Raw genomic sequence first — 13742 nt, 5'->3', positions numbered from 1 at the left:
TGCAGACGGCTTCTCAGGTTTGATCGAGAAAGTTTTTTTAGGGAGCATTGTGTCACTTTTAGGGGCGAGAGTGCAGGAGATATCTGATTTACCCGCGATGAGTTTGACAGAGGTGCTGTCGCGGTTGCTGTCAGTGCTGTTGCTGATTGCGATTAATGCTTTTTTTGTGGCGGCTGAGTTTTCGATGGTGACGGTACGCCGATCGCGCATCAATCAGTTAGTGGATGCTGGCGACGTTGCAGCTTTAACTGTGCAATCTTTGCAGCAAAGTATTGAGCGATTGCTATCGACAATGCAGTTGGGAATCACTCTTTCTAGTTTAGCTCTCGGCTGGATTGGGGAAAGTACGATCGCCGTGCTAGTGAGAATGTCGATCGGCTATTTGCCACTGCCAATTTACATCAAGTCGGCGATCGCCCATTCTTTTAGCATATCAATAGTAACTTTTTTGTTGCTAGCTTACCTGCAAATCGTACTGGGCGAACTCTTTCCCAAATCTGTAGCGTTGCTGTATTCCGAACAGCTAGCCAGAAGTTTAGGGCCTCCGAGTTTATTGATTGCCCGTTTGTTCAAGCCCTTTGTGTTGTTTCTTAATCAATCTACTCGATCGCTTTTGCGGTTTGCGGGCATCGAATACGATCTAAGGCACCGGCCGGTTACTCCGGAAGAACTGCAATTAATTATAGCTACTTCCAGCGAATCCAGCGGCTTGGAAGCAGAAAAGCGAGAATTGCTCAACAACGTGTTTGAATTTGGCGAAGTTTGGGTAGAAGAAGTAATGGTGCCGAGGCCTAGCATTGTCGCACTTCCCAAGACGGCAACCTTTCAAACTTTGCTCGACGAAATGGCGATTTCTAACCATTCCCTCTATCCCGTGACGGGAGATTCTTTAGACGACATTCTCGGCATTATTGGCTTCAAACAACTTGCGAAACCCCTAGCTGAAGGTTTGCTATCTCCCGACACGCCAATTGTAACTTGGATGGGTTCCGTGAGGTTTGTGCCGGAGATGATGCTGCTGGGGGAACTGCTGCCTTTGATGCAGAGTTCGTCGGAAGAAATTGCGATTGTTGTAGATGAATTTGGTGGCATTTCCGGGTTAGTTACACTGCGGGATTTGATAGCCGAAATTATCGGCCGCAGCTACGAGTCGCCCGACAGTAAAGAAATTGCTTTGCAAGTATTGGACGATCGCACTTATTTAGTTCAAGCGCAGTTAAATTTAGATGATGTGAATCAAATATTGAATTTGGATTTGCCAGTAACTGACGAATATCAGACAATTGGAGGTTTTCTGAGTTATCAGTTGCAAAGAATGCCGGCTGTGGGGGAAGTTTGGTGCGGCGAAAATGTGGAACTTACTGTTGTTTCTGTGTCCGGGCCGCGGTTGGATCAACTTCAAATTCATTTGTTGGAAGGGGCTGCGGGCGATCGAGCTTTGAGTGCAGTTGCAGCAGCGGATGAGGAAGTTGTGGGAAAAGGGCGAAAGAATAGCGGGTTGAGAAGTGTGGCGAAATTTTCGAGTTGAGAATATTTTAGCTAATGCCTACATAATCTACTCGCTCGAAGTCGCTGCGTACTAAATCATCTAACGTCGGGCCTTTGGGGCGCAAATTAACGCTATCGCCAACCTTCACATTTTCGTAATGTGCGTTGGTAATAGCGAAATTAGTATCCCCAAACGGCTGTATTTCCTCAAGCAAGAAGTCAAGGAAATATCTGCGAACTGTTTAAGTCGATTATTCTCGATTTTGTTAGATTTGGGAATCGTTAGTTTTGTTCTCCGTCGAAGGCAAAAAACAAGAACTGTATAAATTCATCGCTACACCCACAACACCACCATATAAGCGTTTGCCGCCTCTTATTGCTGCTACCTCTGCTGACCGATACAGAGTGGAATAATCTACACCATGTTCCGGATAGAAAGCTACCCCACAAGATACTGTCAAGGGAAAATAAACTTCTACATAACTGTTATCGCTCATACTAAAAAATCGTCGCAATGGAGGAAGATGAGAAAACTCCTGATTAACTGCTTTACAAATTCGCATTGCTAGTAAGACAACTTCTGCCATCTTCAAGTTAGTTAGAATAATAATAAATTCCTCTACCCCAGCTCTAAAGACATCAATACCATCCGGTAAATTTTGACAAATCAACTTAGCAATCTGTTTCAGTTTTTCATCACCTTCAGCATGACCGTACCGATCGTTGAAATATATAAGTCCATCTACATCTATCCAGATCATCCCAAATTCAGTTTGCTCGCCAACACATTGAGCAAAGCGAGCTTGCATCAATCTGGTATTACCCAATCCAGTAAAGCTATCAAAATCCGAATAATTCATATATAAATTCTCCTTTTTAAATCAAACAATTCATATACCAAGTCTCAATTAATTCTAGCTGGATGCGCTGCGATGCTTAGAAACCGGATTTTTTACGGTTGCGGCTGGCGAAGCGAAGAGACTCGAAAAAACCCGGTTTCTGGGCAGTGGTGCGTCAGTCATATTTAAGCATAAGACACCGGATCTTTTAATCCCAATTCCTCAAAAGCAGCCAACCGCAGCCGACAAGAATCGCAAACGCCGCAGGCATTTTCGCCGCCTGCGTAGCAAGACCAAGTTTGCTCCCAAGGTACTCCTAATTTGTTGCCTAATTGAATAATTTCTGTTTTTTTAAGTTCGATCAAAGGTGTTACAATCTTAAGAGAATTTCCTTCCCTTCCCTGCTTGGTTCCCAACCGAAATACTTCCTGCATTGCTTGGATGTAATCGAGGCGACAGTCGGGATATCCCGAATAATCTAAAGCGTTGACACCGATATAAATACGATCGGCTTCTAGAGTTTCTGCGTAGGCGAGGGCAAAACTGAGAAAGATTGTATTTCTAGCTGGAACGTAGGTAATTGGGATGTTTTGAGACATTTCTGCAAGATTGCGATCGATCGGCAATTCCATCTCATTATCCGTCAAAGCGGAACCGCCCCAAAGCGTTAGGTCAAAGTTTACCACCTGATGCGCCTTAACACCGGCCGAAAGTGCGATCGCCCTTGCGGATTCCAACTCCCGCCTGTGTCTTTGCTTGTAGTCAAAGGAAATAGCGTAACACTCGCAGCCGTCGGCCTTGGCTTGATACAAAACCGTTGAGGAATCCAGCCCTCCCGACAATAAAATAACTGCTTTCACTTAAAACATCCTCACTCGAATTAGCTTTTATATTTATATCAAATTAGTGGGAAATTGACAAGATAGCAAGGCTAAATGCTTGTTGAAAGATATTTTTTTGAACGAACCGCGAAGAGGCGAAGTACGCGAAGGAAGAAAAGAGAAGGGACGTTGGTTGATAATCTATAGTGCGTGTTTAACTGGTTTCTAGGCTCTGCCTGGGAACCGATATCTAGAGGCTCTGCCTCGCATTGCGATCTAGAAAATTGGAGGCAGAGCGTCCGAAGCTACGTTACCAGGAAGAGCCTAGTAACGAGTAGAAAGAAAATTCATCTTTTGTGAAACAGGCCGGAGAGCCTGTTCTTGAGATCGGTGCAGGATGTCAGATTTAAATGGCTAATAAATCATCGAGTTCGCGGTAATCGGGCAAAGTTGTATCAATTTTAATGCCCTGTCGCAAAACTGTGCGATCGCCCTGCGCTCTCGATAACAATTCGCTGAAATTCCGCGCTTTAAACAAAATCAAATCTGCTGGTAAACCAACTCCTATTCGTCCAAACTTCGGCAATCCCATTAAATCTGCTGGAGTCTGTGTCACTGTGCGCGGCCAATCCTCCCAAGGCATATCTAAATGAGCGATGCGGACTGCCATATTAAAGACTTCCAAAACATCGTGATCGCCAAATCCGTAAAACGGATCGCGACAATTGTCGCTAGCAACTGCAACGGGAATTCCTGCTGCTTTGAGTTCGTGCAGCAGTGTCACTCCCCGCCAGCGCGGTGTACGCTGAGATTGTCGGTCTTGCAAGTAAAGGTTGCACATCGGCAAGCTGACAATGCCAATATTTGCGGTCTTGACTAAAGCAAGAGTTTCTGTTACTAAATCTGGCGGTTGTACGGCTAAACTACAGCAGTGCCCGCAGATAATTTGACCTCTAAATTCATGGCCGATGGCGGTTTTTGCGACTTCCCGCAGTGTTACTGAATCTGGATCGTCGTTTTCGTCGGTGTGGAAGTCGAGGTTTAAATTTCTTTCTTTGGCTAAAGCAAAAACTCGATCGAGTTGTTTGTCTAAATCGGGATTCATGTAGGCGACGCCACCGAGAATGCCGCCAATTTGGGCAATGCGATCGGCTAATTTTTCGCCGGCGGGTGTCAGGAAATAGTCGAGGGAAACCAGGGAAACAGCTTGCAAGATCAGCCGATCGCTCCATTCGGCTTGCAGCGCTTCAAATACTGCCAAACTAACGGTTCCCTGTTCGCCTGCGCTGTCTATGTGAGTGCGGATGGCCTTGGTTCCGTGGGCGTAGCTGCACTTTAGTCCGAACTCCATTCGCCGGTAAACATCCTCTGCATTCCAGTTTTTTTGAGCATCAGCGCCTACCGCTTCGATCGCGCTGGCAAAAGTTCCATCGGGATTGGGCGATCGTTCCCAAATGTGTCCTTTGTCTAAATGGGTGTGCATATCCACAAAACAAGGCCAGATTAAGCCGCCCTGCAAATCTACAACTGAGATATCTCCAGAGGAGGATACAGGTTTTGTACCTGCTGGGATAATTTGGGCGATCGTACCCGCTGCAATTTCCATATCCACCGCACATAAATTGTTCTCACTCCCCGTTGTTGCGACAGTAGAAGCTGACGAGGCGATGGATTGCATCTCTAGAAGAGATGCGGGTACGCGACCATCTTTGAGCAAATAATTAAATGTACTTGGCAACATTAATTTTGTGAGTTAGTATTTTCCTAAGAATTTAGCGCTACCGCAAAAACGCTACCGAAAATCATTGTCGGTTGAGCGTCGATTCTCTTATCGGTAACAAATGCTACCTTCTCAGTCTAACCATTTAGACATAAAATTGTACAGCGCCGATTGATCGGGGGTCGAGCGCCAACAAACCGAGCATCTACAAATACTGATTTGCAAATAAACCTAGTTTTCGATCTGTTTGCAGTGGTGCACTCTACCAGCCCAGCTAATGGTAATAAATTGTGGTCGTTCCACTGCCATTAGCAACTGTACAAATCGTGAAACTGAACCATGCAAAAATTTACAAATTGCCCAGTTTGCAGCTCCCAAAAAATCAGCTTTTTGTACACAGCGGGGACAGCCCGCCAACCAAAAGAGGCTCCTAAATGGTCAGTTTACGGATGCGAAGATTGTGGCTTAGTATTCGTAAATCCCCGCCCGACATGGGATGAACTGAGCGATTATTACCCAGAGGGCTGGCAGTGCTACAACACTTACGTACCAGACGAAGAAGATGTAGTAAAACAAGCCAAAAAACTTAATGAATTCCGACACATTCCTATCCCTGTAGGCAAGCGGCTGTTAGACGTGGGATGCGGCGGAGGTTCCATTATCCAAGTCTTCAAAAAACTCGGAGTTGAGGTAGCAGGAGTTGAACCTAGCTCCTCAGCAGCAGCAGCGGCCCGCGAATGCGGTGTCGATGTTTTCACCGGCACTGTAGAAGAATACGTTGCAGAAAAAGGTACTGACGAAAAGTTTGATGTCATACTCTGTTCCCACGTTTTGGGAGCAACGCCTTTGCCTGCAGAAACACTCGATTGCATGAGGCAATTGCTGGCTCCAAACGGTTACATTTGGGTGGCTGTACCGAACGCGGACAGCCCATACGCGCGGCAACTGGGCTGGCGCTGGCACAGCACCGATTATCCTTACAATCTGATCGGTTACACTCCAAAAACCTTGGCTCTAGCCGGCAAAAAGGCAGGTTTGGCAATTCAGCGCAATTACACCTACTCTTTGCCGGATGCCCTTCGTTACTCTATCTGTTTGTGGCAGCGCTATCGGTGGTTTGTACCGCACAAAGTTAGCCGCTTGTTCCTTTCTGACGAACGTGTTGAGCGCATGGCGAAGGAATTGGACTCGCGCGGCGAAGGTGAGGGAATTTTAATGGAATTCTGTCACCCTCAAAGCCTGGATTAAGGGGTTTTGAGCAACAATATTCCATTTCAGAATATTCGATTTGAGATGAGATCAAACTTCAAAACTCCGGTTTTCTTGATATCAGTGCGTAATTTTTATCAGGAGGGAAACCTTGGCCACCAGGTTTTTGAGCAGAAAATTTGGTGACTTTTCACGCAATTTTTCGGAGAAACCGGGTTTCTGAGCGTAAGTCCTGCTTGTATGTGTCTGTCTGCATATACTTCATGAGAGTACCCAACAATTAGAAAGAGTTACCATGCAAGAACTGACAAATTGCTCTGTTTGCAATTCACAAAATATCCATTTCCGCAACAAAGCAGGCACTTCCGATGCCCCTAAAGAACCACTGAAATGGTCGCTTTTCGGCTGTGACGATTGCGGCCTAGGATTTCTCAATCCCCAACCTACATGGGAGGAATTGATTCCATATTATCCCCCAGATTATCTGTGCTACAACACTCGCGTTGAGGATGAGGAACAAGTAGTTGAAGAAGCAAAGCGACGGGGCGAGTACCGGCACATTCCTATCCCTGTAGGCAAGCGGTTGTTGGACGTGGGATGCGGTGGCGGTTCTTTTCTTCAAGTCTTAAAAAAGCTGGGAGTTGAAGTTAAAGGCGTCGATCCTGGGGTATCGGCTACGGCGGCCGCCCGTGATAGCGGACTCGATGTTTTTACAGGCACTTTGGAAGAATATATCGCACAACATGGTACGGACGAAAAGTTTGATGTCATCACCTGTTCTCATGTTTTGATGGCAACACCTTCGCCCACGCAAACACTCAACTGCATGAGGCAGTTGTTGGCACCAAACGGTTATATTTGGGTGGCTGTACCGAATGCTGATTGCGAATCGGCGCGGGAGCTCGGCTGGCGCTGGCACAGCACTTATTTTCCTCGCAACATCATACAATTCAGTCCCAAAACTCTGAGTAAAGCTGGAGAAGTTGCTGGTTTGGAAATTCGGCGACAGTCCACTTATTCTTCCCCCGCAGCTGTGGGTGTTTCGCTTTGTATGCGGTGGCGCCATCGCTGGTTCATACCGCACAAAATTTCCAGGCGCTTGCTGTCAGAAAACTATCTCAAGCGGGCAGCGCAGGAATTGGACTCGCGCGACGAAGGCGAGGCAATTTTAATGGAATTCTGTCACCCTCAACGCCTGGATTAAGGCGTTTTGAGCAAAAATATTCGATTTGAGATTTGAGATTTGAGATTTGAGATTGACTGCACCTCGGCTGCTGAGAATCTCAAATCTTTTTTTTTCTCATCTGTTAAAACTTCAACATTGGCCTTTGACTGTTGTGCTGTCTTTGGTGTTGGCTATACTGGAAAAGATTGAACTTTGGACTTATATCAAATCCGAGTCAAACCTCCTGTTATCCTGAAACCCAAGCCTAGAAAGGGTTGTATGTGGGTAGCGCGATTGTTTCAACCAGGGAGGTTTGTACTGTTGGTATGATAAATCACTGTTTCAGATGGCGATTCGGCTTACAACCAACAGCAGCATCCATAGCAAGAGCCAAAAACAACTGTGTCAAAACCCAAGCATATAGTTTTAACATCCCATCCCGACAGATCTGGCACAAAACCTCATCCCATTTACTGGGGAGAAATCGATCCGCTGAAACGGGGGCCTGTGATTGGCAGCCTCATTAAATCGTCTCACCGGAATGCGATCGGCACTCATTCGGGTTCCTACTCTGTTTATCGCGCGCTAGCAGTTGCTTCCGGCGCACTCCAAGCAGATCACCGCCCCGATTTTACCAACACCTCTCCGGCCGCACACATCGGGCCTCACCCGAGTTGGGGCGATCGCAATTTGATTGTTTCTCTCGATCCCTTTGGGGGTTTGGTTAGCGAAGTTTATACTTCATTTCTCCAGCAAGGATATGATATTCGACCGACAATTGCTGTCACTAAAGCTCACATTAATATGCCGGAATTGCAAGATGCCATCGCTAAGGGGCGAGTGCAAATTGATGGCAAAATAGTCAAAGAAGGTGGCAATTTAGCAGTAACTAAAATTGCGATCGATCCGGTGTGGTATTTGCCTGGAATTGCTCGGCGAATCGGCGTCCAAGAAAGCGTTCTCCGCCGTGTCTTATTCGAGCAAACAGGCGGAATGTTCTCGGACTTAGTGACGCGGCCGGATTTGCACGTTTTCTTGCCACCAATTGGCGGAACAACGGTTTATATTATTGGCGATGTCGCGAATATTTCTGACCCGGATAAGCAGTTGGCGGTACGGGTACACGATGAATGCAACGGTTCTGATGTCTTCAGTTCCGATATCTGCACTTGTCGCCCTTATTTGGTACACGGGATGGAAATTTGCATCCAAACGGCACAATCAGGCGGTTCTGGGGTAATAGTTTACTTCCGCAAGGAGGGGAGAGCTTTGGGGGAAGTGACTAAGTTTTTGGTGTACAATGCCAGAAAACGGCAGGAAGGCGGCGATCGCGCTGATGCCTATTTTACGCGCACTGAATGTGTGGCGGGAGTTCAAGATATGCGGTTTCAAGAACTAATGCCAGACGTGCTGCACTGGTTGGGTATCTCTCGAATTGACAGTTTAGTTTCTATGAGCGATATGAAATACAATGCGATTATCAATTCTGGCATTCAGGTGGTCGATCGCATCCCCATTCCTGAAGATTGGATTCCCGCAGATGCACAAGTCGAAATTGTCGCCAAAAAAGCCGCGGGCTACTACACGCCAGACCCGGTGCCAGATGCTACAATTCTTGCAGAAGCGATCGGACGCGATTTAGGAGATTGAGAGGGCAAAGACGCGAGCGATCGGACGCGAACAATCGCGTCTTTACTAAATAAAATTTATTGCTGGTTTTTGATCAGTCAGGGTTGGTTATGGCTAATTTGCGTTCTACTGTGATCGTAAAAACAGATATTTGCGGATATACCGTCAGAGTTAAAAAATTATCTCAGTCGGACTTAAGTAGTTTGTTAAATGAGCATAAAAATTTTATTTCAGATATTAGCACCAGAAATGAAGGCAGCGTGATTAAAGGGGAAGGTGATTCATTTTGGATAATTTTTCCCAGCGTCACAGCAGCGGCTGTAGCAGCCATAGAAATGCAGCAAGAATTGAGATCGCAACAATCTAGCAAGGCGAACGACGAACGATTGGCTATTCGCGTCTCGATTACTTTAGGAGATGTCTTGCATCAAGATAAAGATATCTTTGGCGATACGGTGAATTTAACAGCGCGCATAGAATCAGTAACTCCGCCGGATGAAATATATTTGTCCCAAGCAGCATGGCTGGCGCTCAACAAAGCAGAAGTGCAAACGTCTTTTGTCAACGAGTTTTCTTTGAAAGGGATGAGCGAACCTGAAAAAGTCTACAAAGTTGACCAAAGTTACAAAACGCGAATCATAAAAAATCAAGCAATAATTAAAGCAGATTTGAGAGGTTTTATTCCTTATCAAGAATCTAATTCTATCAAAGATGTTGAATATTTGCTCACCAACTTTGATACTTTTGAAAAAACAATTTGCGAAGAATATGGCGGCACAATTCGGAGTATTGTTGGCGATTCGCATTTGTTGACTTTCCCGGAATCTCACTCAGCCTTAGCTGCAATGGAAAGTCTGTGCGAGAATTGGAAACTTTTTATTGACGCTAATCAAATACCTTGTGGCTTGTCGGTGGGAGTTGCTAAGGGAAATTTATATATATTTCGGTCTTGCACTTACGGAAAAGATATTCACATAGCAGACAGGCTGGAAGATTTAAGTAAAATAATATCTCCGGGTAGAGAAAGAAATTCGGTCATAGTTTCCGATCAAATAAAACGCGAAGTCAGCGGGTCGAAGTGGGAATATAAGCTGATAAAAATCGATAAAAATGCGATTTTAGATAATCTTTTAGATTACAGTCAGTTTGACTTTTTTCAAGAAAACGATGTTTACCGGTGTTTGGTTGCATGAAGTGGCCCAATATTGAATTTGAGACTGTAGAATATCTGAGAACGCCGGCTGCTATTCGCCAAAAGTGCGATCGGCTTTTTGATTTAGCCCGCCAGGACAAACTTCGCTACTTCCGCGTCGATTTGTCCCAACTCGACAAAGCAGCAAATTATGTAATTGACACAACGCGCCAACAATATCCCGATTTTAACATTCCCTTTCACAGTCGCTGGCGACATTTTGAAGCTGGCAACTTGTCGCGAATCGCCGAATTGGATACAGCTTTAGCAGAATTTGCACTCATAGAGCAAGCTAAGATCAAATTTGATTTAGCAATTATCAGCGTTTTGCTTGATGCCGGTGCTGGTGCAGATTGGCAGTATTGCGAACCTGAAACTAGACAGGTTTACCGCCGTTCTGAAGGGTTAGCAATAGCCAGCTTGCGGATGTTTTGTCAAGGTGTTTTTTCCAGCAATCCCGATTTTCCTTGGCAAGCTGATTCTCGCGGACTTTCTCAATTAAAACTAGAAACCTTAGCGGCAGGATTTCAGGTAAGTCAAGACAATCCGCTAGTTGGTTTAAGAGGCAGATTAGAATTATTGCAGCGTTTGGGAAATGCGATTTGCCAGCATCCATTATTATTTGGCAGCGAAAACCCGCGTCCCGGCAATTTAGCAAAATACTTGCTAGACAATCGGGTTTGTGGAGTCAACACTGTGAATGCTACTGAAGTATTGAAAGCTGTTTTGACAGGTTTTGGGGAAATTTGGCCGGGAAGATATGCAATTGGTGGCGTTAATTTAGGCGATGTTTGGCTGCATCCGGCTTTAACAGGAGAAAATCTGGGAGATGAATTTGTGCCGTTTCACAAACTCTCGCAGTGGTTGACTTATTCGCTGTTGGAACCGCTGCAAAAACTTGGTTTAGAAGTCGCCGGATTGGATGAGTTAACGGGATTGCCGGAGTACCGCAACGGCGGTTTATGTTTGGATATCGGGCTGCTGCAGGCAAAAGATTCGGCTATTTTTGAACAGAGTTACTTGCCTGGTTCGGAAGTTATAGTAGAATGGCGATCGCTCACTGTCAATCTTTTAGATAAAATTGCCGCAGCTATTCGAGAAAAGCTGCATTTGAGTGCGGATCAATTGCCGCTGGTGAAGATTTTGCAAGGAGGAACTTGGGCGGCGGGGCGGAAAATTGCCGTCGAATTGAGGGCTGGTGGAGTGCCGCCAATTCAGATTGAAAGTGACGGCACTGTGTTTTAGAGGGAAGAAAGCCCTTCGGCTTCGAGAGTACGCAAAAAGAAGGAAGAGGGAAAATTATCCCCTCTTCCAACTTAAAATTCAAAATTCAAACCTAAAAACTATACCTCACACTACACTCCCAACAAGCTGCTTAGCGGCAAGTGCGATATTTGACGTGATAAACTAAACCGCGATGAGCCAAATCGAAGGAGTCAACGGTGGCCATGCCGGCACCGCGGGCTGTCATCGCAGCATTTACTCGCATATTTACACTGTCGCCGCAGCGAGACCAAACATTTGCTATAGTGGCTAAGCTATCTCGAACATTGTAGTTAGTTTCGCCGCTGAGATTCCGATTATAAACTGGGCCGCGAGCTCCAGCGAAAAAGTATTCTGCTCGCAGGTTGCCTGTGGTTTTGGGAGCAACGTAGCCGCGATAATCAGCATCGTAGATAGAAATTTGGTAGCCTTGGGGTACTTTGATGGGAATGCTCAGATTGCAGCTTTTCCGGCTTTCTGTTGAGACATTTCCCAAGGCTGCAAACTTGTCAAATAGGATTGTGAGTTCTTGACCGTCGGGGCTGACGCTGACGCTGGCGGATCGATCTGGGCAACCGCTACCGCCGTAGCTTGCACCTAAAATTTGAACGGTAGGATTAGCCAAGGCGGGGCTGATAGAAGCAGTCATTAATGCCGTAGCTAGCAATAGTTTTACAAACTTCATGGATGTTCTCCTTACTTCATAAGTAAAGTTGTGTGTTAGGAGCACCCTAAAAAAATGGAACTGAATTTAGGTAATGTGTTTTAAACTTGGATATTGCCGCCTTCATGTTGCAAGATGAAAAGCCAGTCAAGCCAAGCTTATGACCTCATGTGCAGTTCCTATTCAGGTTTTTTCGATTAGTGAATTAATCGAAAGAATAGGTTTTATGTTGATACTTCTTAAGATTCATATCGGTTGGTAAAAGTTCCGGAAGATTTCGGTGCGAAACTCCGGATCTGTGTTATTGGGCTTGGATGGAGCGCGAGACAGCGAAACCAGTGGGGAGGCTTTTAGGCCCGGATCTGCGTTCTTAGGAAGAGTGCGGGAAGGAGAGGAAACGAGATAATGACATATTTGTGTATTTTCAAACCTTGCATACTTAGTGTCGCACTGGGCGGGTGAAAGGCAATTGTCGGAGCGAATTTTATGCGCGCGATATTCGTGTTTTCAATAGGGGTTTGATATAAGTATTCCTGGAGGGAAGGGCGGCAGAGACCGGGTTTTTTTCGCGTCAAGAATGCCTCAATAACTGATAAGTTAGAATAAAGCAAATTAATTATTCAAAAAAATGACTGCTAAAGTTACTGTCATCGACCATCCTTTGATACAGCACAAGTTAACTCTAATGCGGCAAACTCAAACGAGTACGGCGAAATTTCGCCAACTGCTGAAAGAGATTGGGATGCTGCTCGCCTATGAAGTGACGCGAGATTTGCCACTAAAATACGAACAAATAGAAACCCCGATCGCCAAAATGAATGCACCGGTGCTGGCTGCAGAAAAGAAAATTGTGATTATTTCGATTATGCGCGCAGGTCAGGGACTGTTAGATAGTATTTTAGAGCTGATTCCGTCTGCGAGGGTAGGACATATTGGTTTGTACCGCGATCCGACAACTCGGATGGTGATCGAATATTATTTCAAAGTTCCCCAGGATATCGAACAGCGAGATGTTTTAATTGTCGATCCGATGCTGGCTACTGGTAATTCAGCAGTGGCGGCAGTGGATAGGCTGAAAGAAGTTAATCCGAAGTCTATTAAATTTTTGTGCTTGCTGGCGGCACCGGAGGGAGTGGGGCACTTTCACGAACAACACCCTGACGTGCAGATTTATACGGCGGCAGTTGACGAGTGTTTAGACGAGCACGGCTATATTGTACCTGGACTGGGAGATGCGGGCGATCGACTTTACGGCACTATGTGAATTCAATCCAATTATTTTCTGCTGTATATGCCAATACATTCATTTAAAAATAAGTTTACTAACATAACTATTGGTTTGATAGTGCCATACAATCTAAATTGTAAAATTTTAATGTCAGGAAAAGCCTATATATAACAAGGATTGTAGGGTTTTCTTACATTAAATTCGTAAATTGCATTATCTAGATGTATTTATTGCATCTTATGGATCAAATCTCTGCCTTTAGTGTAATTAATCGCAGGAATTAGTTCATAAGATAGATGTATGATGCTAACCGTTTGCGATCGACTACTAACATTTTTTGGACGAGGAAAAAAGAATGGAGACTACAGCACAGAAAGAAGCCCCAACTCAGCCTGTTGAGGAATTGAAAATTAACAATATCAACAGTTTGGAGTTTGAGCTTTGGGCTAAAGCGGTGAAACGGCAGATGATTGCAGCACTCTCTAAAAAGGGCGCGCTTTGACATCTCTGAGTTTGTTGTGTGC

The 13742-nt window shown here is 45.3% G+C and carries 13 protein-coding genes; 8 read left to right on the top strand and 5 right to left on the bottom strand.

Annotated features, from left to right (window positions below; genetic code table 11):
* The first annotated feature begins 49 nt into the window (after window positions 1-49).
* Window positions 50-1528: a hemolysin family protein gene (locus QUA70_RS11895; RefSeq protein WP_333347888.1), complete on the top strand. Its 1479-nt coding sequence runs from the start codon at window positions 50-52 to the stop codon at window positions 1526-1528.
* 7 nt (window positions 1529-1535) lie between these two features.
* Here the strand turns inward: QUA70_RS11895 and QUA70_RS11890 are convergent, their stop codons facing one another.
* The 4 genes from QUA70_RS11890 to QUA70_RS11875 all read right to left on the bottom strand — a co-directional run bounded on the left by QUA70_RS11890 (window position 1536) and on the right by QUA70_RS11875 (window position 4889).
* Window positions 1536-1703 carry a hypothetical protein gene (locus tag QUA70_RS11890; RefSeq protein WP_333326398.1) on the bottom strand — a complete coding sequence of 56 codons (168 nt, stop codon included), beginning with the start codon at window positions 1701-1703 and terminating at the stop codon, window positions 1536-1538.
* Window positions 1704-1754: 51 nt separating this feature from the next.
* Window positions 1755-2348: a GGDEF domain-containing protein gene (locus QUA70_RS11885; protein WP_333347885.1), complete on the bottom strand. Its 594-nt coding sequence runs from the start codon at window positions 2346-2348 to the stop codon at window positions 1755-1757.
* A 164-nt stretch (window positions 2349-2512) separates the two neighbouring features.
* Complete coding sequence (gene queC, locus QUA70_RS11880; protein WP_333347882.1) at window positions 2513-3187, bottom strand: 7-cyano-7-deazaguanine synthase QueC; 675 nt, start codon at window positions 3185-3187, stop codon at window positions 2513-2515.
* Window positions 3188-3554: 367 nt separating this feature from the next.
* Window positions 3555-4889 carry a cytosine deaminase gene (locus tag QUA70_RS11875; protein ID WP_333347879.1) on the bottom strand — a complete coding sequence of 445 codons (1335 nt, stop codon included), beginning with the start codon at window positions 4887-4889 and terminating at the stop codon, window positions 3555-3557.
* Window positions 4890-5207: 318 nt separating this feature from the next.
* Between QUA70_RS11875 and QUA70_RS11870 the strand changes: the two genes are divergently transcribed.
* From QUA70_RS11870 to QUA70_RS11850, 5 genes are all read left to right on the top strand, one after another.
* Window positions 5208-6116: a class I SAM-dependent methyltransferase gene (locus QUA70_RS11870; protein ID WP_333326406.1), complete on the top strand. Its 909-nt coding sequence runs from the start codon at window positions 5208-5210 to the stop codon at window positions 6114-6116.
* A 256-nt stretch (window positions 6117-6372) separates the two neighbouring features.
* Window positions 6373-7281, top strand: a complete 909-nt coding sequence (locus tag QUA70_RS11865; RefSeq protein ID WP_333347877.1) for a class I SAM-dependent methyltransferase — start codon at window positions 6373-6375, stop codon at window positions 7279-7281.
* 363 nt (window positions 7282-7644) lie between these two features.
* A complete protein-coding gene (locus QUA70_RS11860) occupies window positions 7645-8892 on the top strand; it encodes a GTP cyclohydrolase II (RefSeq protein ID WP_333347875.1) in 1248 nt (415 codons plus the stop codon).
* Window positions 8893-8981: 89 nt separating this feature from the next.
* Window positions 8982-10064 (top strand): adenylate/guanylate cyclase domain-containing protein, encoded by a 1083-nt coding sequence (locus tag QUA70_RS11855; RefSeq protein ID WP_333326413.1) that lies wholly within the window; start codon window positions 8982-8984, stop codon window positions 10062-10064.
* Window positions 10061-11308, top strand: coding sequence for a URC4/urg3 family protein (locus QUA70_RS11850; protein WP_333347872.1), 1248 nt, complete (start codon window positions 10061-10063; stop codon window positions 11306-11308). The genes QUA70_RS11855 and QUA70_RS11850 overlap by 4 nt, the downstream gene beginning before the upstream one ends.
* Window positions 11309-11438: 130 nt before the next feature.
* Here QUA70_RS11850 and QUA70_RS11845 read toward each other — a convergent pair whose 3' ends face one another.
* Window positions 11439-12011 (bottom strand): DUF4360 domain-containing protein, encoded by a 573-nt coding sequence (locus QUA70_RS11845; RefSeq protein WP_333347869.1) that lies wholly within the window; start codon window positions 12009-12011, stop codon window positions 11439-11441.
* A gap of 607 nt (window positions 12012-12618) precedes the next feature.
* On the opposite strand from QUA70_RS11845, the gene upp reads away from it, so the two are divergent.
* Window positions 12619-13254 carry a uracil phosphoribosyltransferase gene (gene upp, locus QUA70_RS11840; protein WP_333347866.1) on the top strand — a complete coding sequence of 212 codons (636 nt, stop codon included), beginning with the start codon at window positions 12619-12621 and terminating at the stop codon, window positions 13252-13254.
* Between the two features lie 319 nt (window positions 13255-13573).
* Entirely contained in the window at window positions 13574-13720 is a 147-nt protein-coding gene (locus QUA70_RS11835) for a hypothetical protein (protein ID WP_333326430.1), read from the top strand.
* Window positions 13721-13742: the final 22 nt, after the last annotated feature.

The sequence above is a fragment of the Microcoleus sp. LAD1_D5 genome (assembly GCF_036702115.1).
Classification (GTDB): Bacteria; Cyanobacteriota; Cyanobacteriia; order Cyanobacteriales; family Microcoleaceae; genus Microcoleus.
The sequence above is the reverse complement of the archived record's forward strand: the minus strand, read 5'-3'. Positions and strand labels throughout refer to the sequence as shown.